Raw genomic sequence first — 23,778 nt, 5'->3', positions numbered from 1 at the left:
CAGGATATTATCGACTGGTCAGTTCGGAGTCAACGGAGAAGCGCTCGAGGCATCGTGAGGACGGCCCGATGTCTTCCCGAAGGTTTTTGACTAACTAGTCAGTAAGTCCAGTATCGACTGCATGAATGACGACCCGACTACCGAGATACTAGACGCAACGTATCAGGCCCTCTGTAAGCACGGGTACGCCGAACTCACGGTGCAGGATATCGCCGCCGAATCAGCGATGAGCAAAGCATCGATACATTACCACTACGACAGCAAAGACGATCTGTTCGTCGCGTGCCTCGAGTCCCTCTACGATCGGTATACCGCCCATATCGAGGCTGCTGCCGGTGAAACGCCCCGAAAACAGCTCCGCTCGCTGCTCGAGTTGTTGGTCACCGATACCGGAGAGATCTCCGGGACGGAGTTTCGAACGGCAATGCTCGAGTTGAAGGCACAGGCACCCTACAACGAGGAGATTCAGGACCGACTCGTCGAATTCGACGCGGTTCTCTTCGAACGATTGGAGGAGATAATCGAGGCTGGTGTCAGTCGGGGTGAGTTCACCGACCGTATCGATCCGTCCGTTGCGGCCGAATCACTCACCACGACGATCATGGGCGCACACACGCGACGAGTCGCAGTCGACCACTCGACGGATCGGCTCTACGAGATGATGACCGGATATATCGAGACGAATCTGCTGACCGAGATGACAGTGGAGGGGAGACAGTGAGCGATAGCCGCAGCCGTCTCAGCTCCCTGTTCAAGGGGCGCGAGGAGTTCGACCTCACGGCCGGCGATATCGGGAAACCGCTCTTTTTCCTGTCGATGCCGATCGTCGTCACGAACCTCTTCCAGACGGCGTACAACCTCGCGGATACGTTCTGGCTGGGCCAGTACAGTACCGACGCACTGGCGGCGATCAGCTTTGCGTTCCCGATGGTGTTCCTCCTCATCTCGCTCGGGATGGGCATTTCGGTCGCCGGCAGCGTCCTCGTCGCCCAGTACACCGGCGCCGGGGAAGAACAGGAAGCCGAGTACGCCGCCTCACAGACGGTGGTCTTCGCCGGCATCGCGTCGATCGTCCTCGGGGTCGTCGGCTACTTCCTCGTCGAGGAGTTCCTCGGACTCATGGGAGCCTCCGACAGCGTGTTGCCGATGGCGACGAGCTACATGGAGGTCATCTCGCTGGGACTGCTGTTCATGTTCGGGTTCGCGGTCTTCATCGCGCTCATGCGCGGCTACGGCGACACGATCACGCCGATGCTCGTGATGTTCGGCTCGGTGGTTCTCAATATCGTCATCGACCCGTTCCTGATCTTCGGCTGGACGGTCGTCGAGAACGCACCGCTCGTGGGCACGGTCAGCTTCCCCGAACTCGGGATCGAAGGCGCCGCGATCGCGACGGTGTTCTCGCGTGCGCTGGCGCTGGTCGTCGGCCTCGCGATCATGTTCCGCGGCAATCGCGGCGTCGAGATCAACCTCCGGGATATGGTGCCGAACCTCACCTATCTCCGCCGGCTCGCTCGGATCGGCGTCCCCGCCTCCATCGAGGGGACGGGTCGGGCGCTGTCGATGAACTTGCTGTTGTTCATCGTCGCGCTCTTTCCAGACACGGTCGTCGCCGCGTACGGGATCGGAACGCGCGTCTTCTCGGTCGTCTTCCTCCCCGCGATCGCGGTCGCTCGCGGCGTCGAAACGATGACCGGGCAGAACATCGGCGCGAACAAACCCGAGCGAGCGGAACAGGCAGCGGCGCTCGCATCCAAGACCCTCTTCGGCATTCTCACCGGGGCAGGCGTTCTCGTCTGGTTCCTCGCCGCGCCGATCGCGGACGTGTTTACGACCGATCCTGCGGTCGTCGATATCTCCGCGACGTTCCTGCGCTACGTCGCGTTGACGTTCGGATTCATCGGGATCATGCGAGCCTACACGGGGAGCTTCCGCGGCGCCGGAAAGACGCTTACTGCAGCGGCGATCTCCGTGCTGATGCTCGGCGTTATCCGCTTCCCGATCGCGTGGGTGTCCGCCGGTTCGATCGGCGAAACCGGCATCTGGCTGTCCTTCGCCGTCTCGAACGTCGCCGGCGCAGCGATCGCCTACGCGTGGTATCAGCGAGGCACGTGGCGCGAGAGCGATCTGACCGAATCGGCCGTCGACGTCGACGACGGAAGCATCGACGTTTCGACAACCCACGACTGACATGACTCGAACCGAGAGGCTATCCGAACGACGACTCGAGATCGACCGTCGACTCGAGGAGGCACTCGAGCAGGCCGGGCGCGACCGGTTGGGCCCTGTTCGGGCGACTATGACGGACCGCGACGACAGGCGGTACGGCCAGCTGGTGGCGCAGGTTCACGACTCGATCGCGGCGACACCGGCTCGCGAGACCGTGTTGCCCGCGGCGACGGCGATCGAACTGTTCCGCGGGTACGTCCGGCTCCGGGCGCAATTGCTCTGTCGTCTCGGCGACGAGGACGCCTCGGTGCAGTGGGACGTGACGAGCGCGCTGTTGGCCTCCGATTACCTCTATACGACCGCGTACTCGACGCTCGGCACTCTCGATGACGATCGTATCGGGTCGTGTTTCGAAACCCTTGCGTCCGTCTCGGCCTCGGTGATCGAGGCGCTGGGGACTGCCGAGAGCCAGTCGACGGTGCCGGCGACGGACTACTGTTCGCTGATCGACGAGACGGCGGGCTCACTCGGCCGCGGATCGGCCCTTGTCGGTGCGACGCTTGCGGACATCGACGAGCAGTACAGAGAACGCGTCGCGACAGTGGGCCGCGGGTTCGGAACAGTCAGTCGAATACAGTTCGTCCTCGCGTCCGATGCCGGCGCTCTCCGAACCGGTTCATCGTCATCCACTGTACGACGACTCCGGCGGCACGCGACGCGCCGTCTGACCGAGGTCGATCGGGCGCTCGACGAGCTATCGCCCGTCGCCGATGTCGCCCCCGTCCGAGCCTTCGTGAGGGAGGCTGCGCCGGACCGTCTACCGAAGCGGTGTCGGGACTGACCTCGAGTCCGGGTTTCGTTGCTCGTGATGATGGAACGCCGAGGCGGTTCACAGACGACTCAGGCCGTTTCTGACTGCTCTCCCCTCGAGCGAAGATCGGTCTCAGTGAGCCACTCCCACTCCGAAAGCTGATCCGCGAAGTCGGCGGCTGTCCGGATAGCGAAGCGTCGGCGTCATCGATCGGGACGACTCGCTTCATCGGAGACGGGGCGTGACCGAGCCGGTCGCCTCGCTGATACTGCTGTCGGTCGAATACGTGGACGCCATCGCTACTGTCGATCACGATGGCGGCGATGTCATCGTTCTTGAGATCCTCCAAGAGGCTCGCCGCTAACGGATAGCCGTTGTGCAAGTTCGAAAAATGTTCCCGCTCTCGAGAGACGTATACTGCGGCTCGACCGTCCGAAAGGGTGAATTTCGACACGGGCTCCGTTCGGCTATCGTACAGCCTCGACAGATACGTCTCCGTTACCAGCATCGGATCGTATCCGTATGATTTCTGCGTGGACGCTCGAAAACAGCGGCGGTTTTGCCAGTGTTTATCAGGGTGGTTACAGCGACCTCCACAAACGGGTACGATATCTGCAGTCGGTTCAATTCTTCACGGACCGAACCGGGCGGCATTTACAGCACTGTGCTCTACCAGGCGGACCATACTACGGGACACACGTCCCAATGGAGATCTCCCGATGTGTTGACAACTGGAGAGATGAGATGAATCATAATAGATCCTATTTTTCTCTATCGTATCCTGTCAGCGACGGTTTGCGAATCGGAACGGATGGCGATGATCCACGGCCGTAGATTCCGGAACTGAACCGACGAGAAACACACCGATCGACGGTCCGCACCGCCGTGACCGTGCATAGTACCATCGAACGAAAACCCCACTACGCCGAGTCGGACGTATAGACAGCGATTAATTGCGCTTCCTATCGGCGGCGATGTGTGACTACTAGCGGTCAGCAGCGTAGCGGATCACCGCGTGCTACTCGTCAGTCGGCGTACCTGTCTGGGGTCCGTCTCCAGACTATCGATTGCGTTCCTGTCGTGGTTCGGGATCATCGATCGCACCAAATCAATCGATACCTCTCTAGAAACCACTCACTATGAGAAACTGGTAACTACTGTATCGCGGACGGAGAGACGCAATCGCCTCGAGAAGCTTACTCGTTGACAGCCGATCGAAGCGAGTGTCTCGAGTCGGCGGTCGGTGCCGCCTACGGCGACATCGAGAACCCGGCCGTCGGTTTCGATCACCGCCGAACAGTGCCCGGTGTCGGCCGAGTTCCCTCAGCCGTCCAACGGCGACTCGGTACCGCGAACGCTGTCGATGATCACGTCGCCGTCGGGTCGGGACGCGATCCAGAACAGTTTGTGGGCGTCGACCGACTGCTCGAATCGCACGTCCGGCGCGGAACCGACGGCGATCTTCCGGAGCGTCCACTTGAACAGCGCGTTCTCGGCCTTCTCGCGGACCTGCTTGTCGGTGAGTTCGGACGGAACGACGAGGACGTCGTCGACCGTTCTCGAGACGGTCTCGGGGACAACGTCAGCCCGCACTGCGAGCCGCCGGGCGCGGTCGACGCTGACGACGTACTCGAGGTCTCGATCCGCGATTATCGGCCGGTTGACCGTTACGACCGCATCGTAGACGCGGTACGGATACGCGACCACGCCGACGCGGCCGGTCGAGTCGACGTCCTCGCGTGCCACCGTCGGTTCGATGACGGTCAGGTTCGCACGCTCTTGGGTCCGCCCCGTAATGTCGGCGGCCTCGGCCCGCTGTCGACGCGTGTCGCTCACTATTCCTCACCCGATTCCCAGTAGTCGCTCTCTTCGACGTGTGCGCGAATGGTATCCGTTTCCGTGACGGCCTTCGGATCGACATCGCGACCGCCGTCGGTCACGTAGTCGGGCGTCCCGGTCGGATCGTCGCTGCTCGAGAGCGCCGAGAGCGGCTTGTCGAACGACTCGAAGTGGTCGTCGACGCCTTCCGGCGGCGTCGTCACCAGCGAGACGACGATGAGCGTCGCCGTCGAGAAGATGAACGCGGGGAAGAGCCCGTAGACTCCAACCAGCCCCGTGAGGAACGGCGAGCCGTCGATCGCCCCCATGAGTCCGAGCAGTTCGAGGACGGTTGAGAGCTGGGTCCACAGGATCATCGTCGTCGTCCCGACGATCATACTCGCGACGGAGCCCGTCGCCGTGACCCGCTTCCACCACAGCGCAGCGATGAGCGTCGGCCCGATGGCCGCTCCGAGTCCGCCCCACGCGTAGTCGAGGACGAGCGTGTAGATCGGCGTGTTCTGTGCGAGGAAGGCGAAGGCGACGCTCGCCGCGCCGAGCGCGAGCGTGACGTACTGAGAGTATCGAACCAGCGTCTCCTGACTCGCGTCGGGGTTGACGTAGCCGTGATAGACGTCCTCGACGATGGCGCTCGTCGCGACGAGCAGCTGCGAGTCGGCACTGGACATCATCGCGGCGAGTGCGGCCGCCAGGATGATCCCCGCGATCGCACCGGGGAAGAACTCGAGCGTGAGCATCGGCATGACGTTGTTCGGGTCCTCGATGCCGCTCTGGCCGAAGACGACCAGTGCGTACAGCCCGACGAAGCCGGCCCCGATGTAGGCGACGAACATGAACAGCTGAGCGACGAGCGCGGCGAGGCGGATGTTCTTCACCTCGTCGATCCCCATGAATCGGACCATCACGTGCGGGTTCCCGGGGATACCGAGTCCGATGGCCGCGTAACTGATGATGCCGAAGATCGCTGCCCAGCCGGTCATGCCGGCCGTGGCGCTGGTGTAGGAACTCCCGACGGATGCGAGTTCCCCGAACGGAAGCCCGTAGTTGGTAAACGCGATGACCGGCAGGACGATGAACGCGGCCAGGATGATCGCACCCTGCACGTAGTCGGACCACGCGACGGCGAAGTAGCCGCCGAGCATGGTGTAGCCGACGACGATGACGCCGCCGACGAGGATTCCGACCACCGACGAGACGCCGGTGAGAACCTCGAGCAGCGTCCCGGCGGCGACGATCTGTGCGCCCACGTAGCCGCCCTCGAAGATCATCAGGACGAAGGCGGAGACGCCTTTGACGTAGCCAGTGTCGTCCTGCAGGCGCGTCTCGAAGAAGGTCGGCAACGTGACCGCTTTCACGATTTCCGTGTACTTCCGGAGGCGCTTTGCGAGCCCGGCCCACGCGAACAGGTCGGCCGGAATCATTCCGAGCCCGTTGTAGAACGCCATCACACCGGTCCCGAACGCGTCGCTCGGGACACCGAGCGTGAGCCACCCGCTCATCTCGGAGGCGCGTTCGGAGAAGCCCGTGACGACCGGGCCGATGCTGCGCCCGCCGATGACGTAGTCGTCGACGGAGTCCATGAGCCGGGAGGAGTACAACCCGATCCCGAGGAGAACGAGGAGATACACCCCGAACGTTCCGAGAACCCAGACGCCGGCCGAGCCGGCCAGTCCCTCACTGGCCATGCTCTGCCTCCTCGTATCGCTGCCGGAGTTGTTCCTCTCGTTTCCCTTCCCAGACGTAGTACACGCCGAGCATGACTAGGTACACGGCGAACGGTCCGAATAACCAGATCAGTTCGACCGAGCTACTCTCAGGCATACAGGTGTGTGCTTACCACCCACACATAAACGTACCGAATTTGCCCTTTTTTTGATGCCGAATTAGTCGGCTCGAGGAGAGTGCCGCCGCTGCCGTCCTGCAGTGAGACCGGTTTCAGTGATCGACTACGGGGAATCACAAGGTGCTGCCGTCGAGCCGAGACTCCCATGAGTCCAGTCTCGAGTAGCGAGATCGAAGAACGCGTCTCGCGCGCGGTGCAGACGCGGGGCCAGTCAGACGCCGACGACGGCGCGAAGCGCGAACAGGGCGTTCTCCTTTCGCTCGCGGATTCGGCGGTAGAAGTACTGCATCCACTTGTCACCGTAGGGGACGTACTGATTGACTTCGTAGCCCTTCGCGGCGAGGTCGCGCTGTGCGTCCTCGCGAACGCCCATGAGCATCTGGATCTCGAAGGGGGTGTCGTGTTCCTTGTGAAGGTCGATCGCAGTCTCGAGCATCGACAGATCGTGGCTTCCGACCGCGATGCCCTGATCGAACTCCCGGAACAGGAACTCGAGGTGCTCGCGGTACGCCTCGTTGACGTCTTCTTTCCGGTCGTAGGCGACCGAGGACGGTTCGTCGTAGGCACCCTTGACCAGTCGAACCGCGGCGGGAACGTCGGCGAGGCGGCGCAGGTCGTCGCCCGTGCGTTTGAGGTTCGCCTGAATGGCGACGCCGACGCCGTGGGGATGGTCCTGGGCCGTCGATTCGACGGCGTCTACGGTCGTGTCGGTCGTCGTGTGATCTTCCATATCACACCAGACGAAGACGTCTTCGTCGGCCGCGACGTCGACGATCCGTTCGAAGTTCTTCGTGAAGACCTCGGGGCCGACATCGATCCCGATCTGGGATGGTTTGACCGAAACGGACCCGTTCAGGTCGCGAGCGGCCAGTTCAGAAACGAGACGGCAGTACTCATCCGCGTCCTCGTCCGCGGGCTCGCGGTCGTGATAGTGTTCGCCGAGGAGGTTGACGATGCCACCCATCCCCGACTCGTTACAGTCGGCCACGTGATCCAGCGTGCCGGACACGGTCGTTCCGGCGACGAATCGGCTCGCGATCGGGGGGATCATACCGTGTCGGTGGTACGCAATCCCCCTAAATCGATACCCGACCAAATCATTCAGCCATCAGCACCGGGAATTAATATCGCGGTCGATCAGGACTCGTCCGGGTTGAGCAATTTCGCCTCGGCTTTCCGGAGATGCTCGAGCAGCGTCGTCTTCGAGACGCCGAGTTCGTCCGCGAGTTCGCGCGTGTCGATCTCGCGCGGCCACGCGTAGTAGTTATGCTCACAGGCGAGTTCGAACGCGTCCCGTTGGCGGGGCGTCAGCCGATCGAGTCGATCCGGCGTTCCCGACGAGTCGCCCGCCGGCGAGGCGATCTTGCTAATGGAGATCTCGGCGTCTGTCTCGGCCCGGATGGTCTCGAGTCGGCTCTGAATCTCGGCGCGGCCGTCGGCGACGAAGACCGGCCAGTGCTCGAGCCCTCGTTCGACGCGAACCGACGCGTCGTGGATGAATCCGTGCGAGACGAGCGTGTCGCTGATACTGTGTTCCGGCTCGTACTCGACGAAGAGTTCGCGGGTCGCGTTTCCGGGGCCCGGTGCCGCGCTGGTCGGGCGCTGGCCGAGTTCGACCGTCGAGTGTGTCAGCGGCGACTCGTTCGCGAATTCGACGAACTCGTCGAGTTGCGCGGTCGTGTCCGCGTAGACGGTGAAGTGGCCCTTGACCGTGTCCTCGACGGTTCGGTGGACGGTGTGGACGAGCAGTCCGGCGTCGACCGCCTCGGTCGCCTGCAACCCCCAGCAGTCGGGATGCCAGATCTCGAGCGCGAGTCGCGTGCCGTCCGCCCCTGTCGTGGTCGCCGTAGAACTCGTGCTGCTCATGTGTCGGCTCTGCTCGTCCGTTTCGGTGTGAGCAACATAAACATACTGAATAGAGACACCGCGTGACAACCGCTCGAGTCGGTCCCGACCATGGGAGGCCGTGGTTATTCCCTGACGATCCGTGACTGATACGGTATGAGCCAGCAAACGACAGCCCAGCCCAACCGTCACTACATCAACGGCGAGTGGACCGACGGCGAGGGCGACGAGACGTTCGAGAGTGAGAACCCTGCAACCGGCGAAACGCTGCGGACCTTCCACCGCGGAACCGAGGCCGACGTCGACGCGGCGCTCGAGTCCGCAGAACGCGTCCAAGACGAGTGGGAAGAACTGTCCCATATCGACCGCGCGGAGTACCTCTGGGACATCTATCAGGAACTCCGTGACCGGACGGACGAACTCGGCGAAATCGTCACCAAGGAGTGTGGGAAGGAGATCTCCGAAGGGCGAGCCGATGTCGTCGAGGCCGCACACATGGTCGAGTGGGCAGCCGGGAACGCCCGGCACCCACACGGGGACATCGTTCCGTCCGAAATCGGGAGCAAGGACGCGTACATGCGGCGCAAGCCCCGCGGCGTCATCGGCTGTATCACGCCGTGGAACTTCCCCGTCGCGATCCCGTTCTGGCACATGGCCGTCTCGCTGGTCGAGGGCAACACCGTCGTCTGGAAGCCCGCCGAACAGACGCCGTGGTGCGGCCAGATCATCGCCGAGATGTTCGAGGAGAGCGGCATCCCCGACGGCGTCTTCAACATGATTCAGGGCTTCGGCGACGCCGGCGAGGCCATCGTCGAGGACGAACGCGTCGACACCGTCCTCTTTACCGGCTCGGCGGAGGTCGGCCAGCAGGTCGGCCGGACCGTCGCCGAACAGCCCGGCAAGCTCGCGGCCTGCGAGATGGGCGGCAAGAACGCCGTCGTCGTCACCGACGACGCCGACCTCGATACGGCCGTCCACTCGGCCGTGATGAGTTCGTTCAAGACGACCGGTCAGCGCTGTGTCTCCGCCGAGCGTCTGATCGTCCACGAGAACGTCTACGACGAGTTCAAAGAGCGATTCGTCGATATCGCCGCGAACGTCGCCGTCGACGACCCGCTCGCCGAAGACACCTTCATGGGCCCGCTCGTCGAAGGCGAGCACAAAGAGAAGGTCCTCGAGTACAACGAACTCGCCCGCAGCGAGGATGTCGACGTGCTCGTCGACCGCGACGAACTGGCCGACGACGAGATTCCAACCGGTCACGAGGACGGCCACTGGGTCGGCCCGTTCGTCTACGAAGCCGACCACGAGGCGGACCTCCGCTGTACGCAGGAGGAGGTCTTCGGCCCCCACGTCGCGCTCATGGAGTACTCGGGTGACATCGAGGACGCCGTCGAGATTCACAACGACACCGAGTACGGGCTTGCGGGTGCGATCATTTCCGAGGATTACCGCGAGATCAACTACTACCGGGACAACGCCGAGGTCGGACTCGCGTACGGCAACCTGCCGTGTATCGGCGCGGAAGTTCACCTGCCGTTCGGCGGCGTCAAGAAGTCCGGCAACGGCTACCCGAGCGGCCGCGAAGTGATCGAAGCCGTCACCGAACGAACCGCGTGGACGCTGAACAACTCGAACGACATCGAAATGGCACAGGGGCTGTCCGCGGATATCACGACCGACGATGACTGAGACGACCTGTCCCCTCTGCGGGCGAGGAGTCCGCGTCTCGGGCGACTGGTGCCGGCGCTGTGGCTGGACCGGTCGCTGTGGTGCCGATTAGCGCCGATCGGCGACCGATTCGATCGACGCCAAACCGCCTGTAGAACCGATCGCCGTCGGTCCATCGCGGTAGCGGCCGCGGGATCGGCGTTCCACATGCGTGAACGAACTATCTAAAGGGGTCCGTTACCGCACGACACACCTTCGATCGATCAATGCAATTAGCGAACCACGTGGAGAGTTCACGCATTCCGAACGTCGAACCGACCGGAAGGTCCCGCGATCAATTGCTATTGACATCCGGGCAGAAGCACTACCAATACACGCCCAGTAGTATAAAATCTAATGTAATAATGTCTACAATATTCTTCGGACTGTGAAACGAAATATCAACCGACAATCCCCATCACGACCCGTTCAGCCCTGTTCACACATTCCGAACGTTTATACACGGGTGGGACGACGACTCGAAGCATGACGGACGATCGCCCTCGCCCGGTCAAGACGACGAAAGCGTCGATCGCGCTCGTTCGCGCGGTCCACGACAGCGACGGCGCAACGCTGAGCGAGTTGGCCGATCGCCTCGAGATGGCAAAGAGCACCGTCCACAACCACCTCCACACGTTGGTCGACGAGGGATTCCTCGTCCGCGACGGCGATACCTACCACGTCGGGCTCCAGTTTCTCCCGTTCGGCGAGCACGCGCGTACCCGGCATCCACTGTACACGACGGCCCGACAGCGCGTCTACGCCCTCGCCGAACAGACGGGAAACGAAGCCGACTTCATCGTCGAAGAGAACGGCCGCGCGTACTCCCTCGAGTACGCGATCGGTGAGTCCTCTCGCGGGGGGCTGCCGGAATCGAGCCCCTTCCGTGCGGGAAATCGCTTCCATATGCACAACTGCGCGTCGGGAAAAGCCATGTTGGCATCGATGCCCGAATCGCGCGTTCGGGAAATCATCGATCGGTGGGGGCTCCCGGCCACGACCGATCACACCATCACCGAGGAATCGGTCCTGTTCGACGAACTCGAGGCGATCCGCGACCGCGGGTACGCGACGAACGACGAGGAACTGATCGATGGCTATCGATCCATCGGCGCGTCGGTAACGAGCCCCGACGGCGAGGTGGTCGGCGCGTTCTCCATCGGCGGCCCGACGTATCGTATGGCCGTCGACGAGTCGACGACCGAGGAGATCGCACAACTGCTGGGAGACGAGATCGACGCGCTCGAGGCGGCCCTCTTCTGATTTGATCTTACACACATACGTGTGTAATCCCCTCTCTAGGGAACGGTACGCAGTATCGTCTCAATGCAGACCAGCAGACGGGAAGACCCATAAAGAACGAATAGTCGGACCGACCGAAGAAGTGAGCTATGAGTGAGTGGGTGTCGGCTTACCTGCTCGGAAACTCGCTCGGCGAGCGTGATGAAGCGGCGGTACCCACAGTACGTTCTCGAGCGGGGGAAATACTCCCCGCAGATAGGGCGGGTGTCTATTAGCGGAGGAAAAGTTCAGCTTTAGCTACACGCCGAAGCGATCCTCGAGCCGACATAAATACCAGATATAGATACTACTCGTATTTTCGAATTATTTGCTATCAATGGGACTTGCGGGACCGGAAATCCGATCGGTAGTCAACGGACGCGAACCGATCGGGTCAAGGTGTGATCAGCGAACTCACGAGTCGACTTGATATCGATAAATAGAGGCTATACACACGTATAACCCCGAAATCGTCGTATTCCGGTCGATCGGAGTCGGTTCACCGCGAACGACAGTATGTATCGCGGTATTTCCGAACAAATCGACTGAAAGAGGCGGTGTCGATGGCCGCATCGTTCGTCGATTCGGTATCACTGACCAGTACTGCGTTCCATCGCTGCGGCTCCGATTTCGAGACGAGAAATTCGGATATCGGAACGCCATTCGATATCCGCTTCAAAATATGAATTGGAATTTCTATCAATCCCAAAATAGTTACGGCGCGTTCACTCAGCTCGGCGATCGACATCTGGACCCGTGGGTTCGGCTTCGTCCGCAGTGATCGGATTCACTTGAGGATGTCGACGAGTGCCGTCTACCGAGTCGCGATCGTGCTTCGCAGAAAAGCGGATCTTTGTTTCCGCCCTCCGAGGCGGTTGTTACTGCAGCGGTGATTCGGATATCCGGCTTGAGATGATCATGGGCATTGTAGAAGCCTCTAAAGTTCGTTTCTCTTCGCCTATGCCGGAAGTCGCCAGAAACATTTATGCCAGTTCGTGATAACTCGGCACTATAGACCGGAAACTACTTTCCGGTGTCTGTGATGAACGATTCGACACCAATCGACGGAACGCCGACGGCGAAACTACTATCGAAGGAGTACGAACGGTACCGAGAACGGACGCCGAATTCGGAAGCAATGGCCGACGACCTCTCGGAGGTCGTCCCGGCTGGCGTCTGTAGCACGTTTCGAGCGTACGATCCGTACCCGGTCCACGCGGACCGAACGGAGGGGACGACCCTCTACGACGTCGACGGGAACGAATACCTCGATTTCGCGCTGAACAACGGAACGCAACTCGTCGGTCACACCCATCCGGAGCTATCGGAGGGCGTGATCGATCAGATCGACCGCGGAACGCTCTACACCCGTCCGAACGAACTCATCGAATTCGCGGCGCGGCCGCTGATCGACCGGTGGGATGCGATCGAGCAGGTCCGCTTTACCAATAGCGGTACCGAGTCGATCATGCACGCAACGCGGCTCGCTCGAGCCTACACCGGCCGAGAGAAGATCATCCGGATGGAAGGGGCGTATCACGGAGCTCACGATCCGGCGCTGGTGAGCAAGATGCCGCCGATCGAGCGGGCGGGCCCTGAGACGGATCCCCGCCCCGTCAGTGAATCGCAAGGGATCCCCGATTCGGTCCCGGACGATGTCCTGTTGGGGACGTACAACGATGCGGCGAGCGTGGAGCGGTTGCTTCGCGAGCACGGTCGCGAGGTTGCCGCGATTCTCGTCGAACCGGCCTGTCTGAACCTCGGACTCGTCGAACCGACCGGCGGGTTCTTGGAGCGGTTGCGGGAACTCGCCGACGAATACAACACCGTCTTGATCTTCGACGAGGTGAAAACCGGCGTCAAGCTCGCACCTGGCGGCGGCGCCGAGTACTACGGCGTCCAGCCCGACCTCGTCGCGCTGGCGAAAGCGATCGGGGGCGGGTATCCCGTCGGTGCGTTCGGCGGCCGACGCGATATCATGGACCACATCGCGGCCGATCTAGACGACGGCGTGGCTACCGGGGCCGCCCACTACGGGACGTATAATGGGAACCCGTTGGCATTGCGGGCCGTCGGTATCACGCTGCGGGAAATTCTCACCGCCGACGCGTACGACCACGTTACCGAGCTTGCCGAGCGGCTCGCGGGCGGATATCGAGACGTAATCGAAGACGAGGATCTCGAGGCGCGGGTCGCGAGCGCCGGGTCGCAGGGGATGGTCTATTTCACCGAGGAACCGATTCGGACGTTCCGCGATTGGACTGCCGTCGACGAGGAGTTCCACGAGGCGTACTGGTTCGGCATGCTGAACAGGGGCGTGATTCCGCATCCCCACGACGCCTCCCAACAGTGGACGATCAGCGTCCAGCACTCCGCCGAGGAGATCGATGATCACGTCGCCGCCTTCGCGGATCTCGCCACTGATTTAGCCGCGGCACAGCGGTAGTCACGTAATGACGAGTGATCCCGATCGACGGACGTACGATATCCTCCGCCTCCTGGCGGAACACGAACCGATCGGCAGTGTCCACCTCACGGAGCACCTTCGCGAACACGGCTACTCGGTGACCGAACGCACGGTTCGAAACACGCTCGCCGATTTGGACGAGGACGGTCTCACGGAGAAAGCCGGCGGAAAGGGGCGTCGACTGACCGAAGACGGCCGCGGGGAACTCGAGCGCGGTGGACTCAGTGGTCGGATCGAACGGGTCAGCGAGCGCATCGCCGACCTAACCGGCCGCGTTACGTACGACCCCTCGGCTGATTCGGGCGATATCATCGTCGGAACCGTAACCGTTCCACGCGAGAAGCGGCCGGTGCTCGACGAACTGTTGACGACGATCGACGACTCGGCGCTCGGACCGATCGTCGCCTCGGTCGAACCGGCCGCCGGCAGTGACGGAGACCGCCTCGAGGTCGCGGTTCCATCGAGCGTCACGATCGACGGCGTGTTGCTATCACACGGAATCGAGAGTCATCCGGACACCATCGGCGTCGTCGAATATCAGCAGAATCCCACGTCCGTTCCGTACGACGATCCGGAACCCGCGATCGACGGCGGTGCGATTCGCCGATTCACGGACGTCATCGGTGACGAACGGGCGACGGTGGACCTGGTATCGATGCTGATCAGAGCACGTCAGACGGACGTTACGCGTGCACTCGAGGGGGAGACCGGACTGCTGGTCGCCGACAATAGGGAGTTTCCGCTCGTTCATTACGAGACGGCTCACGAGCTCGCGGTGGCGACCAGAAAGAGACTGGGCGGTGCTCTCGATATCCGCCGTCCTCGAGAGAACGGCCCGTTTCCGTGGGGCGAACCCGGCTGGAAGTTTGCGTCACTCACGTACGCTGGGGCATCCGAGTGTCTGATTTCGTGTTGTGTCGAGTCGGGAATCGCGCTCGAATGGCAAACGCTCGCACGGGTACAGCCCCGCTCCGATCTGACCCCGCCTGCGAGCCAGTAATAAACGAGTGTTTCCATATTTCTTGGATAGGTAGCCACATAGCCATAATATGGGGACTTTCGGATGTAAAATAAACGTAACAGGCGGGATTTCGTGGGAACTTTTATGTGACGGCAAGAGAGAAGAGTGTGATACGGTGGCAATGCAATGCCAGGACAACACACTCGCGGACGACGGCAGTTCCTCCGAACGACCGCGGCGAGCGGAAGCGCGCTTTCGCTGGCCGGACTTGCGGGATGTACAGGCTTTCTCACCAGTGACGACGACGCACTAACGGTCGCCGTCTACGGCGGCGTGTTTCAGGAAGTAATGGACGAAGAGCTGTTCGCGCCGTTCTCCGAGGAGGTCGACTTCGAGGTGCAGTCGGAGGCACAGCCGACGTCCGAAGAAGCGCTCACCCAGTACGAGAACGGCGTTCAAGCTGGCGAAGCCCCCGTCGACGTCGCGATAATGGCCCAAACTGGCGTCAGACAGGGATTGAACTCCGATCTCTGGCATCTCTGGGAGGAAGACGACTTCGAAAACCTCGAGTACATCAGCGACGACCTCGTCGGCGAGGCCGACGGCGGCATCTCGAGTATCGGTGCGTTATCGTGGTACATCAACCTCGTACAGAACACCGACGAAATCGAGGAGTCGATCGACACCTGGGAAGCGCTGTGGGACGATCAGTACGAGGACACGCTCGGACTGCTCGGCTACGCCTCCAATTCGTTCCTGCTCGACGTTACCGCGGAGGTCCACTTCGACGGACAGAGCATTCTCGACGATCGTGACGGCGTACTCGAGGTGTTCGAGAAGCTAGAAGAGATCAAACCACAGGCAAACTTCTGGTACGAAAACGAGGCGGAGTTCCAGCAGCGGCTCAGGGACGGCGAAGTGCCGGCGGGAATGCTCTACAGCGATATCACGCTCGTCATGCAAGACGACGGTGCGCCGGTGCAGTCGAACTTCGTCGAAGAGGGATCGATCCTCGATTCCGGGCTCTGGGTCACGCTCGATACCTCAGAGCGCAAAGACGAGGCGCGACAGTTCATCGACTACGCCAGTCGACCCGAGGTCCAAGACCGGCTCGCGGAGAACCTCTATACGAGCCCGACGATCGACCGCGAACACTCCGAAATCGACGACGAGACCTACGAGATGATCGCGGGGCCGGGGCCGAGCGAGGCCATCACCCCGAGCTACGATCTCTACGTCGAAGAGGAGGACTGGGTCAACGAACGGTGGGAGGAATTCATCGTCAGCGAATGAGCGGGATTTCACTCCAGGGCGTTTCGAAACGCTATCCGGGCGGTGTCCTCGCCGTCGACGGAGTCGATATCGACATCGAGAGCGGGGAATTCGTCACGCTCGTCGGCCCGTCGGGCTGCGGGAAGACGACGACGCTCCGAACGATCGCTGGCTTCGAAACCCCGACCGACGGGTCCATCCGCATCGATGGCGAGGACGTAACCGACGCGCCGCCGTACGAGCGCGACACGGGAATGGTGTTTCAGGACTTCGCGCTGTTCCCGCACATGACCATCCGCGAGAACATCGCCTACGGAATGGAAGCCGCCGGCGAGTACACCGACGAGGAGATAGACGCCCGAGTGGCCGAAATGCTCGAGTTGGTGGAACTACCCGGTATCGGCGACCGAACGCCGGATCAGCTCTCGGGCGGCCAGCAACAGCGGATCGCGCTCGCTCGGGCGTTGGCACCCCGACCGAAGGCGCTGTTGCTCGACGAGCCGCTGGCCAGCCTCGACAAGCAACTCCGCGAACAGATGCAAGTCGAGCTGCGCCGGATTCAACAGGAAATCGGGATCACGACCGTCTTCGTCACCCACAATCAGGAGGAGGCGCTCACGATGTCCGACCGGCTCGCGGTGATGAACGACGGACAGTTCGAACAGGTCGGGCCGCCCGAAGCGGTGTACGACGATCCCGACACTCGATTCGTCGCGGACTTCCTCGGAACGGCGAATATTTTCGACGGGACAGTGCTGGCGATCGACGACGGCTACGCGACCGTTGACTGCGGGGACGTGACGATCCGGGCCCAGAACGCGGACGGAATCGATTCCGGGTCAGCGGTCTCGGTCGTCGTCCGTCCAGAGCGGTTCCGATTCGAAACCGCCAGCGCCGACGGCGGCCGTCAGAGACCCGACGCTGCGAACGTCTTCGAGGGCGAGATCACGTTCAAGCGGCACCTCGGCAGCAGCGTCGAGTTCCGACTCGAGACGGACGACGGGCAGGAACTCGTCGTCGTTCGCCGAAGCGGACTGAACGAACGGGCTCCCGGGGACCGCGTGACCGTCACCGTCGGAGCCGACGACTGCCGCATCGTGGAGACATAAATGGCGACCGAAACATCCGCAAACGACGGCGGTACGAACGATACCGGGCGTGCGGGCCTTCGATCGAACGCAAAGTGGTACGTGCTGTCGTATCCGCTAGCGTGGCTCGTCGCGATCTTCCTCGTCCCGCTGGGCATGCTCGTTGTGTTCAGTTTTTGGGTGAACGTTCCCGGCGGCCAATACGAAATCGGGTTCACCCTCGAGAACTACGTGCGCTTTCTCACGAGTCGCCTCTATCTCGGCCAGCTGTGGCTGACGGTCGAAATCTCGCTCGTAACGGCCGCTATCTCGCTCCTGTTGGGCTATCCGATGGCGTACTATCTCGCCCGGATGGAGCGGCCGTGGCTGCGGAGCGTGCTGTTGATCACCATCATCTCCTCGTTGTGGATCACCTACGTGATCAGAGCCTACGCGTGGCAGGTCATCTTGGCCTCTCGCGGCATCCTGAGTTCGATCGGCGTCACCATCGGCCTCCTCGCCGAACACCAGTCGTTCTACCCCGGCTACTGGGGCCTGATCACCGGGATGGTGTACGTCTTCCTGCCGTTTATGATACTCACGCTTTACAGCAGTATCCGAAATATCGACGGCGAACTCCTCGAGGCCTCGAAGAACCTCGGCGCCGGGCCGGCGAAGACGTTCCGTCGGGTGACGCTTCCGCTGTCGAAAAACGGCATCGCCAGCGGAACCGCACTCGTGTTCATCCTCGCACTCGGCGCGTACGTCATGCCCCGACTCCTCGGGAGTTCCGCACAGCGGACCCTTCCGGTGCTGATCGAACAGCAGATCATGAGCGAGAGCAACTACCCGTTCGGAGCCGCGATGAGTATCGGCCTCATCGCCGTCGTGCTCGCGTTCCTTTGGGTGCTCGTTCGATTCACGAACGTCACGGCCGCCAGTCTCGGCGGGAGCGACGAAATCGTCGCGGACGACGAGGACGACGGTGAGGAGGACCCGTCGAATTCGGAATCGGCCGGCATCGCCGCCCGTCTCTGGCGCGGTAGTACCGCCGCGGCCGCGAGTATCGGGCTCACTCGAGCGCTCGGGCGGATCGCGAGCGCTGGGAACTCACTCGTTACGACGGTCGATTCCAAGACGCGGGAGTCGATACTCTGGGTCGCGTTTCGGCTGTACGTCGCAGCGGTCGTGGCGTTCATCGCCGCGCCGCTCGGTATCATCGTCGCCGTCTCGTTCACGCCGGAACAGTTCCTGACGTTCCCGCCGGGCGGGTTCTCCCTGCAGTGGTACGTCGAGTTCTTCACCGACCCGTCGTGGCTCATCGCGCTGATCAACAGTCTCTCGATCGCGGCGAGTGCGGCGTTGCTCAGTACGACGATCGGCGGAACGCTCGCGTTCGCGTTGGACCGATTCGACTACCGGTGGAGCGCACTCATCGGAACGCTCGGCGTCCTGCCGATCCTGGTCCCGCCGGTGATTATCGGCGTGGCCTTCCTCGTGTTCTTCCTCCAGATCGGCGTCGCCGGCTCTCAGCTGAGCATCATCGTCGCACACGGGATCTTCTACGCGCCGTTCCCGTTCATTCTGATCTCACAGGGGCTCGGCGAGATCGATCGGACCTACGAGGAGGCCGCGATGAACCTCGGTGCCGGGTCGGTGCGGACGATCCGGACGATCACGTACCCGCTGTTGCGAGCGAACGTGATCTCCGGCGCGCTGTTCGCCTTCATCCTCTCGTTGAACGAGTACATCATCGCGTGGCTGCTCTCGCTGTTCTTGGTCGACACGATCCCGATCCAGATCTTCAACCAGCTCCGCTACTCGTATCCGCCGACGATCGCGGCTGCGAGCGTGGTCTTTATCGGGCTCACCGTCGTCGTGATGACGGCGATCGAGCGCCTCTCCGGAGGGATCTGGGAGTGAATTCGCCGACCGCCACTCGAGTCGCGGTCGCACAGACGATCCCGGAGTTCGGTGCCGTCGAACCGAATCGGGACCGGACCGTCGACATCGTCCGGGAGAACGCGAGCGCCGATCTCGTCGTTCTGCCGGAACTTTCGACCACGGGGTACGTGTTCGACTCGATCGAGGAAGTCGCGGCGCTGGCCGAACCGAGGGACGGCCCGACCGGCCGTGCGTGGGAAACGGTCGCCGCCGAGACCGACACGTGGATCGTCGGCGGGTTCGCCGAGGCCGACGGCGGCGCGTTCTACAACAGCGCGCTGATCGTCTCGCCGGACGGCATCGAGGGCGTCTATCGGAAGGTCCACCGCTGGAACGAGGAGAAGCGGTGGTTCGATCCCGGTGACGATGCGCCGGTTTTCGAGACGCCGTTCGGCCGGCTCGGCGTACAGATCTGCAACGACCTCTGGTTTCCGGAACAGACGATCACGCAGGCCCGCGCTGGCGCCGATCTCATCGCTGTGCCGACGAACTGGGTCCCCGAGCCGGCCGGGGAGGGGGCAGCCGTAAACGCCGAGCGACAGGCCGGCTGGACGATGGGAGTCCACCAGACGATCGCACACGCGAACGCGAACCGCGTATTCATCGCCTGTGCGGATCGAGCGGGCACCGAACGCGGGACATCGTTCGAGGGCCAGAGCGTCGTCGTCGATCCGATCGGCGTTCCGCTCGCAGGTCCCGCGCCGCGGACGGGAGAACACACCGTACTGGCCGATTGCGACCTACCGCGAGCACGGAGCAAGCGACTGACGGGCCGGGACGACGTGCTCGCGGACCGTCGACCGGACGTCTACGATCTCGGTTACTCGTCGAGCGGCGGCGCATGAGACACCGCTTGCACCGACTCGAGTCTGTTCCTCGCGATCGTTCCGTACAGCGTTTCCCAGGAGTCGGAGAGACCGTACTCGCGAAGGGTCGTGAGCAGTAGTTCGCCCGCGCCGACGTAGGTGATCGAACCGAACGCCCACGCCGAGTTGCCGCCCGGATGTTGCTCCTGTTCGCGCGGCCGCCGGAAATCGAGTACGCCCCCGAGCGAACTGCGATTCGCGACGGCGAGATCTCGGGCTTCTTCGTACCTGTTGATCGGAAACTCGCGGTCGTCGCCGATGAGGAGACCGGTCTCCCCGCCTTCGATAACGCTCGTGACATCGCTTCGGCCGGCTTCGATCAGGAGCGAAATAACGTCGATCGACGAGCCCTCGCCGTTGATCACGTCGACGTATCGAACGATCCGGCCGCCGTGTTCGACGCCCGACTGGCCGGCGTCCGCTTCGGCCGTGGTCGCTTCGACCGGCTCGTACTCGAGGACACCCGCCGTCGAGAGATCGGCGTTGACCCCGTGGGATAGCAAGACACCGTCGAGGGTGATACTCGAGGACGTGAGTAACCGGTAGTCGCCCGGTTCGTCCTCGCCGCTCTCCTCGAGTGAGACCGGAATCGGGCCGAACGGGAGCGAGTCGAGCCGTTCGAGAAGCCGAAGCGTTTCGTCGATGTCCGCAGCGTCGAGAAACGCGGCCGAAGCGACGGTGCTGCCGGTGTCCTCGATCGGATCGTAGCTCACGCGGCTCGTCAGTGCTGCGATGCGTGCGCGAATCTGCTCGAGGCGGCTGTTGACGTCTCCTTGCTCGAGTTCCATTCGCCCGCTCTCGGTGAGCCGTCGGCCTTTTCCGGGAACCTTCTCCGTGAGGCCGAGCTCGTCGAGTTCCGAAAGCGTGAGTCTGATCGTCCGGTCTTTGATATCGTACCCGTGTAGTTGCATCAGTTCGACGAGTTGGATGCTGCCGATCGGGGCGTGCCGGTCGACCAGCCGGAGGAGATCGTACGTCCGCCTGTCGAGCTCCGGTGCCATGTATGCAAAGACAGTAGCGGACGTCCCACACCAAGGTTTGGGTATCGGCGTGACCGCTGGCCGATTCTTGCCGTCTGTGACGAAGAGCGTGATTTGATAACCGGTCTAGCGAGCTTTTCGGCCGATATCCCCGTATCCCCGTAACCTTTTATGCCCGCTGCGTCAACACATACGATGGCAACTCGTTGCCGGCTTGTGAGAGAATGACGAACGGCACATCACAAACGACGGACGGAGCGGTGGAGTCACAGTCTGACGATTACGCAGCGTCGATCCAGAACGATCGAGACGGTCCAGTCGAGTGGGTCGACATCTGTACACTCGGGGACGGCAGGGTAACTCCCGATCTCGACCCGTTTTCCGGCATTGCGGTCACGAACGCGGGCCAGACCAACGGTGCGATCATCGGAACTGCGACGGCACAACTCGGGGAGGTCATCCGTGGTTCGAATGAGTGACTCCGAGAACCGACACGGGGCGGCCGCGTTCCGTGAGTCCGTTTCCGGGTCCGAGGTCGAACTCGCGTACGCCGGTCTCGATACGTTCCTCAAGGCCGATCCGCGGGACATCGGTGCGGTCGAGGACGTCGACGCAGCGGTGTTCGGCGTTCCGTACGACGGAGCGGTCTCTAACCGACCGGGGGCACGATACGGACCCGGTGCGATCCGACGAGCGAGCGGGTGGTGGGCCTATCTCTCGGAGTACAAAGGCGGGCTCACGAATATGCAGACCGGGAAGCAAGTTAATTTCGACGACCTCACCGTCGCGGACGTCGGCGACGCCCCGGTCTTCCCGATGGATCGCGAGACGACGGGGCGGAGCATCACCGCTCACATGTCTACGATAGCGTCGCAGACGTTTCCGGTCATGCTCGGCGGCGACCACTACTGTACATTCCCGGCGTTTCGCGGCTTCGCCGAGGGTGCGGACCACGAACGAGTCGGCTTCGTACAGATCGACGCCCACACCGATACCGTCTCCGAGAGCCCACTCTTCGGAACCGATTTCCACGGCTCGAGCACGGCGCGGATCGCGGACTCGCCATACGTCGATTACGACGCCGTCAGTCAGGTCGGTATCCGCGGCTACGAATCGCCCGCGTTCTTCGACTTCGCTGAGGAGACCGGATTGAACCTCTTCCCCATGCGGGAAATCGAGGAGCGCGGTATCGTTCCCGTCGTCGAAGCAGCGATCGAAGCCGCCGCCGAGGACACCGATGCGGTCTACGTCACCTTCGACATCGACGCCGTCGATCCGGGAACCGCACCCGGTACCGGGACGCCGGTCCCCGGCGGGCTAACCTCCAATCAGGCGCTCAAGGTAATGGAAGTGCTCGGTGCCCACGACGATGTCGGAGCCGTCGACATGATGGAGGTCGCACCTCGGTACGACTCGAGCGAAGGGACCGAGCGGCTCGCCTCGTACCTCTTGGTTACCCTCCTCGAGCGACTGTTTGCGGAGTGACTCACAATGGAGAGTACAACCGCGAAGACGGCGCTAATCGTCCGGACGAACACGGAGCAAGATACCGATGAGTGATCGAAGACGTCCGGACGATGCTGTCGGGACGCGGCGGACGGCGGGCGTCGCCGAGTCGGTCATCCGCGAGATGACCCGGGAGGCGCTCAGTCGGGACGCGATCAACCTCTCGCAGGGGATCCCCGATGTCGGCGAGACACCGACCGAGATTCGGACGGCGGCCAAGGAGGCGATCGACGCCGAGAGTCAGTACACGATCACATGGGGGCTGCCGGACCTCCGCGAGGCCGTCGCGGAACGATATGCGGCGTGGAAGGGGGTCGAATACGACTCCGAGACCGAGGTGACGATCACGAGCGGCACGAGCGAGGCGATCATGTCGACGATGCTCGCGCTCGCGGGCCCTGGTGACGAGGTGATCTACTTCGAACCGGTATACGAGAGTTACATTCCGGCGAGTCAGTTCGCCGGTGCGACGGCGATCCCCCTCGATATTACCGACGACCTCGAGCTCGACTACGATCGGCTCGCGGCCGCGGCCGAAGACGCTCGGATTCTCGTCCTCAACACGCCGATGAATCCGACCGGGAAAGTCTTCACCCGCGAGGAACTCGAGCGGATCGAAGAGATCGTCTTCGAGCACGATCTCATTCTGCTCACTGACGAGATTTACGAGCACATCGTCTACACCGACGACTATCTCAGTCCGGTCGAGGTCGGCGATCTCGCCGACCGAACGATCGTCTGTACCGGGATGTCGAAGACGTTCAGCGTTACCGGCTGGCGCGTCGGCTTCTGTCTCGCCCCGGAGTACCTCTCGAAGGAACTGCGGAAGGTCCACGATTACGCGACTATCTGTGCCCCGACGCCGTTCCAGCGAGCAGGAGTCGAGGCGCTCTCGCTGCCCGACTCGTACTACGAGGAGCTGTCGGACTCCTACGAACGTCGCCGCGACCTGCTTTACGACGGGCTCGTCGAGATCGGGCTCGAGCCCGTCAAGCCCGACGGCGCGTATTACATCATGGCGAGGTATCCGACGGACGAAGACGACATCGAGTTCTGTTACCGACTCATCCGCGAGGCGGGCGTCGCCGCCGTCCCGGGAAGTAGCTTCTACACGGATCCCGACGCCGATGCGGACTGGATCCGATTTACCTTCTCGAGAAACGAGTCGACGATCCGAGACGCGCTCGATCGGCTGCGCGAAAACCGATGGTGGTAAC

20 protein-coding genes are annotated in these 23,778 nt (G+C 62.4%); 14 read left to right on the top strand and 6 right to left on the bottom strand.

The genetic code is table 11. The features are described 5' to 3' along the window. Positions 1 to 121 precede the first annotated feature (121 nt). The 4 genes from FEJ81_RS21530 to FEJ81_RS24290 all read left to right on the top strand — a co-directional run bounded on the left by FEJ81_RS21530 (position 122) and on the right by FEJ81_RS24290 (position 3,344). On the top strand, positions 122 to 721 hold the full coding sequence (locus FEJ81_RS21530; RefSeq protein ID WP_138247263.1) for a TetR/AcrR family transcriptional regulator: 600 nt from the start codon (positions 122 to 124) through the stop codon (positions 719 to 721). Continuing rightward, positions 718 to 2,190, top strand: a complete 1,473-nt coding sequence (locus tag FEJ81_RS21525) for an MATE family efflux transporter (RefSeq protein WP_138247262.1) — start codon at positions 718 to 720, stop codon at positions 2,188 to 2,190. The genes FEJ81_RS21530 and FEJ81_RS21525 overlap by 4 nt, the downstream gene beginning before the upstream one ends. Before the next feature lies 1 nt (position 2,191). Then, positions 2,192 to 3,010 carry a polyprenyl synthetase gene (locus FEJ81_RS21520; protein ID WP_138247261.1) on the top strand — a complete coding sequence of 273 codons (819 nt, stop codon included), beginning with the start codon at positions 2,192 to 2,194 and terminating at the stop codon, positions 3,008 to 3,010. Positions 3,011 to 3,221: 211 nt separating this feature from the next. Then, complete coding sequence (locus tag FEJ81_RS24290) at positions 3,222 to 3,344, top strand: hypothetical protein (protein ID WP_267877958.1); 123 nt, start codon at positions 3,222 to 3,224, stop codon at positions 3,342 to 3,344. A 959-nt stretch (positions 3,345 to 4,303) separates the two neighbouring features. Here the strand turns inward: FEJ81_RS24290 and FEJ81_RS21515 are convergent. The 5 genes from FEJ81_RS21515 to FEJ81_RS21500 form a co-directional block, all read right to left on the bottom strand. Further along, positions 4,304 to 4,816, bottom strand: coding sequence for a hypothetical protein (locus FEJ81_RS21515; protein ID WP_138247260.1), 513 nt, complete (start codon positions 4,814 to 4,816; stop codon positions 4,304 to 4,306). Further along, entirely contained in the window at positions 4,816 to 6,504 is a 1,689-nt protein-coding gene (locus tag FEJ81_RS21510; protein ID WP_138247259.1) for a sodium/proline symporter, read from the bottom strand. The genes FEJ81_RS21515 and FEJ81_RS21510 overlap by 1 nt, the downstream gene beginning before the upstream one ends. Next, positions 6,494 to 6,640: a hypothetical protein gene (locus FEJ81_RS23530; RefSeq protein ID WP_175416536.1), complete on the bottom strand. Its 147-nt coding sequence runs from the start codon at positions 6,638 to 6,640 to the stop codon at positions 6,494 to 6,496. Before FEJ81_RS23530 ends, FEJ81_RS21510 begins: the two co-directional genes overlap by 11 nt. A gap of 233 nt (positions 6,641 to 6,873) precedes the next feature. Beyond that, positions 6,874 to 7,713, bottom strand: coding sequence for a proline dehydrogenase family protein (locus FEJ81_RS21505; RefSeq protein ID WP_138247258.1), 840 nt, complete (start codon positions 7,711 to 7,713; stop codon positions 6,874 to 6,876). Positions 7,714 to 7,799: 86 nt separating this feature from the next. Beyond that, a complete protein-coding gene (locus FEJ81_RS21500; protein ID WP_138247257.1) occupies positions 7,800 to 8,528 on the bottom strand; it encodes a helix-turn-helix domain-containing protein in 729 nt (242 codons plus the stop codon). A 135-nt stretch (positions 8,529 to 8,663) separates the two neighbouring features. On the opposite strand from FEJ81_RS21500, the gene FEJ81_RS21495 reads away from it, so the two are divergent. The 8 genes from FEJ81_RS21495 to FEJ81_RS21460 all read left to right on the top strand — a co-directional run bounded on the left by FEJ81_RS21495 (position 8,664) and on the right by FEJ81_RS21460 (position 20,054). Beyond that, the gene (locus tag FEJ81_RS21495; protein WP_138247256.1) at positions 8,664 to 10,199 is read left to right on the top strand and encodes an aldehyde dehydrogenase family protein; all 1,536 of its coding nucleotides are present in this window, start codon (positions 8,664 to 8,666) and stop codon (positions 10,197 to 10,199) included. A gap of 504 nt (positions 10,200 to 10,703) precedes the next feature. Further along, a complete protein-coding gene (locus tag FEJ81_RS21490; RefSeq protein WP_138247255.1) occupies positions 10,704 to 11,480 on the top strand; it encodes an IclR family transcriptional regulator in 777 nt (258 codons plus the stop codon). A 1,060-nt stretch (positions 11,481 to 12,540) separates the two neighbouring features. After that, positions 12,541 to 13,944: an aspartate aminotransferase family protein gene (locus tag FEJ81_RS21485; RefSeq protein ID WP_138247254.1), complete on the top strand. Its 1,404-nt coding sequence runs from the start codon at positions 12,541 to 12,543 to the stop codon at positions 13,942 to 13,944. A gap of 7 nt (positions 13,945 to 13,951) precedes the next feature. Then, complete coding sequence (locus tag FEJ81_RS21480) at positions 13,952 to 14,965, top strand: NrpR regulatory domain-containing protein (RefSeq protein WP_138247253.1); 1,014 nt, start codon at positions 13,952 to 13,954, stop codon at positions 14,963 to 14,965. A gap of 147 nt (positions 14,966 to 15,112) precedes the next feature. Continuing rightward, the gene (locus FEJ81_RS21475; protein ID WP_138247252.1) at positions 15,113 to 16,219 is read left to right on the top strand and encodes an ABC transporter substrate-binding protein; all 1,107 of its coding nucleotides are present in this window, start codon (positions 15,113 to 15,115) and stop codon (positions 16,217 to 16,219) included. Then, complete coding sequence (locus FEJ81_RS21470; protein WP_138247251.1) at positions 16,216 to 17,307, top strand: ABC transporter ATP-binding protein; 1,092 nt, start codon at positions 16,216 to 16,218, stop codon at positions 17,305 to 17,307. The genes FEJ81_RS21475 and FEJ81_RS21470 overlap by 4 nt, the downstream gene beginning before the upstream one ends. Beyond that, positions 17,308 to 19,188 (top strand): ABC transporter permease subunit, encoded by a 1,881-nt coding sequence (locus FEJ81_RS21465; RefSeq protein WP_138247250.1) that lies wholly within the window; start codon positions 17,308 to 17,310, stop codon positions 19,186 to 19,188. After that, positions 19,185 to 20,054 (top strand): nitrilase family protein, encoded by an 870-nt coding sequence (locus tag FEJ81_RS21460; RefSeq protein ID WP_138247249.1) that lies wholly within the window; start codon positions 19,185 to 19,187, stop codon positions 20,052 to 20,054. Before FEJ81_RS21465 ends, FEJ81_RS21460 begins: the two co-directional genes overlap by 4 nt. Here the strand turns inward: FEJ81_RS21460 and FEJ81_RS21455 are convergent. Continuing rightward, a complete protein-coding gene (locus FEJ81_RS21455; RefSeq protein WP_138247248.1) occupies positions 20,030 to 21,076 on the bottom strand; it encodes an NrpR regulatory domain-containing protein in 1,047 nt (348 codons plus the stop codon). The genes FEJ81_RS21460 and FEJ81_RS21455 overlap by 25 nt on opposite strands. Positions 21,077 to 21,526: 450 nt before the next feature. Between FEJ81_RS21455 and FEJ81_RS21450 the strand changes: the two genes are divergently transcribed. Both FEJ81_RS21450 and FEJ81_RS21445 read left to right on the top strand, forming a co-directional pair. Beyond that, positions 21,527 to 22,540, top strand: a complete 1,014-nt coding sequence (locus tag FEJ81_RS21450) for an agmatinase family protein (RefSeq protein WP_138247247.1) — start codon at positions 21,527 to 21,529, stop codon at positions 22,538 to 22,540. Positions 22,541 to 22,607: 67 nt separating this feature from the next. Continuing rightward, positions 22,608 to 23,777, top strand: coding sequence for a pyridoxal phosphate-dependent aminotransferase (locus FEJ81_RS21445; protein WP_138247246.1), 1,170 nt, complete (start codon positions 22,608 to 22,610; stop codon positions 23,775 to 23,777). Position 23,778: the final 1 nt, after the last annotated feature.

This window comes from Natrinema versiforme (genome assembly GCF_005576615.1).
Classification (GTDB): Archaea; Halobacteriota; Halobacteria; order Halobacteriales; family Natrialbaceae; genus Natrinema; species Natrinema versiforme_A.
The sequence above is the reverse complement of the archived record's forward strand: the minus strand, read 5'-3'. Positions and strand labels throughout refer to the sequence as shown.

Bases quoted from the DNA above. Each gene is read 5' to 3' on its own strand.
- FEJ81_RS21530 (WP_138247263.1), top strand. From the start codon at position 122: ATGAATGACGACCCGACTACCGAGATACTAGACGCAACGTATCAGGCC.
- FEJ81_RS21520 (WP_138247261.1), top strand. From the start codon at position 2,192: ATGACTCGAACCGAGAGGCTATCCGAACGACGACTCGAGATCGACCGT.
- FEJ81_RS21510 (WP_138247259.1), bottom strand. From the start codon at position 6,504: ATGGCCAGTGAGGGACTGGCCGGCTCGGCCGGCGTCTGGGTTCTCGGA.
- FEJ81_RS23530 (WP_175416536.1), bottom strand. From the start codon at position 6,640: ATGCCTGAGAGTAGCTCGGTCGAACTGATCTGGTTATTCGGACCGTTC.
- FEJ81_RS21505 (WP_138247258.1), bottom strand. From the start codon at position 7,713: ATGATCCCCCCGATCGCGAGCCGATTCGTCGCCGGAACGACCGTGTCC.
- FEJ81_RS21500 (WP_138247257.1), bottom strand. From the start codon at position 8,528: ATGAGCAGCACGAGTTCTACGGCGACCACGACAGGGGCGGACGGCACG.
- FEJ81_RS21495 (WP_138247256.1), top strand. From the start codon at position 8,664: ATGAGCCAGCAAACGACAGCCCAGCCCAACCGTCACTACATCAACGGC.
- FEJ81_RS21490 (WP_138247255.1), top strand. From the start codon at position 10,704: ATGACGGACGATCGCCCTCGCCCGGTCAAGACGACGAAAGCGTCGATC.
- FEJ81_RS21485 (WP_138247254.1), top strand. From the start codon at position 12,541: ATGAACGATTCGACACCAATCGACGGAACGCCGACGGCGAAACTACTA.
- FEJ81_RS21480 (WP_138247253.1), top strand. From the start codon at position 13,952: ATGACGAGTGATCCCGATCGACGGACGTACGATATCCTCCGCCTCCTG.
- FEJ81_RS21475 (WP_138247252.1), top strand. From the start codon at position 15,113: ATGCCAGGACAACACACTCGCGGACGACGGCAGTTCCTCCGAACGACC.
- FEJ81_RS21470 (WP_138247251.1), top strand. From the start codon at position 16,216: ATGAGCGGGATTTCACTCCAGGGCGTTTCGAAACGCTATCCGGGCGGT.
- FEJ81_RS21465 (WP_138247250.1), top strand. From the start codon at position 17,308: ATGGCGACCGAAACATCCGCAAACGACGGCGGTACGAACGATACCGGG.
- FEJ81_RS21455 (WP_138247248.1), bottom strand. From the start codon at position 21,076: ATGGCACCGGAGCTCGACAGGCGGACGTACGATCTCCTCCGGCTGGTC.
- FEJ81_RS21450 (WP_138247247.1), top strand. From the start codon at position 21,527: ATGAGTGACTCCGAGAACCGACACGGGGCGGCCGCGTTCCGTGAGTCC.
- FEJ81_RS21445 (WP_138247246.1), top strand. From the start codon at position 22,608: ATGAGTGATCGAAGACGTCCGGACGATGCTGTCGGGACGCGGCGGACG.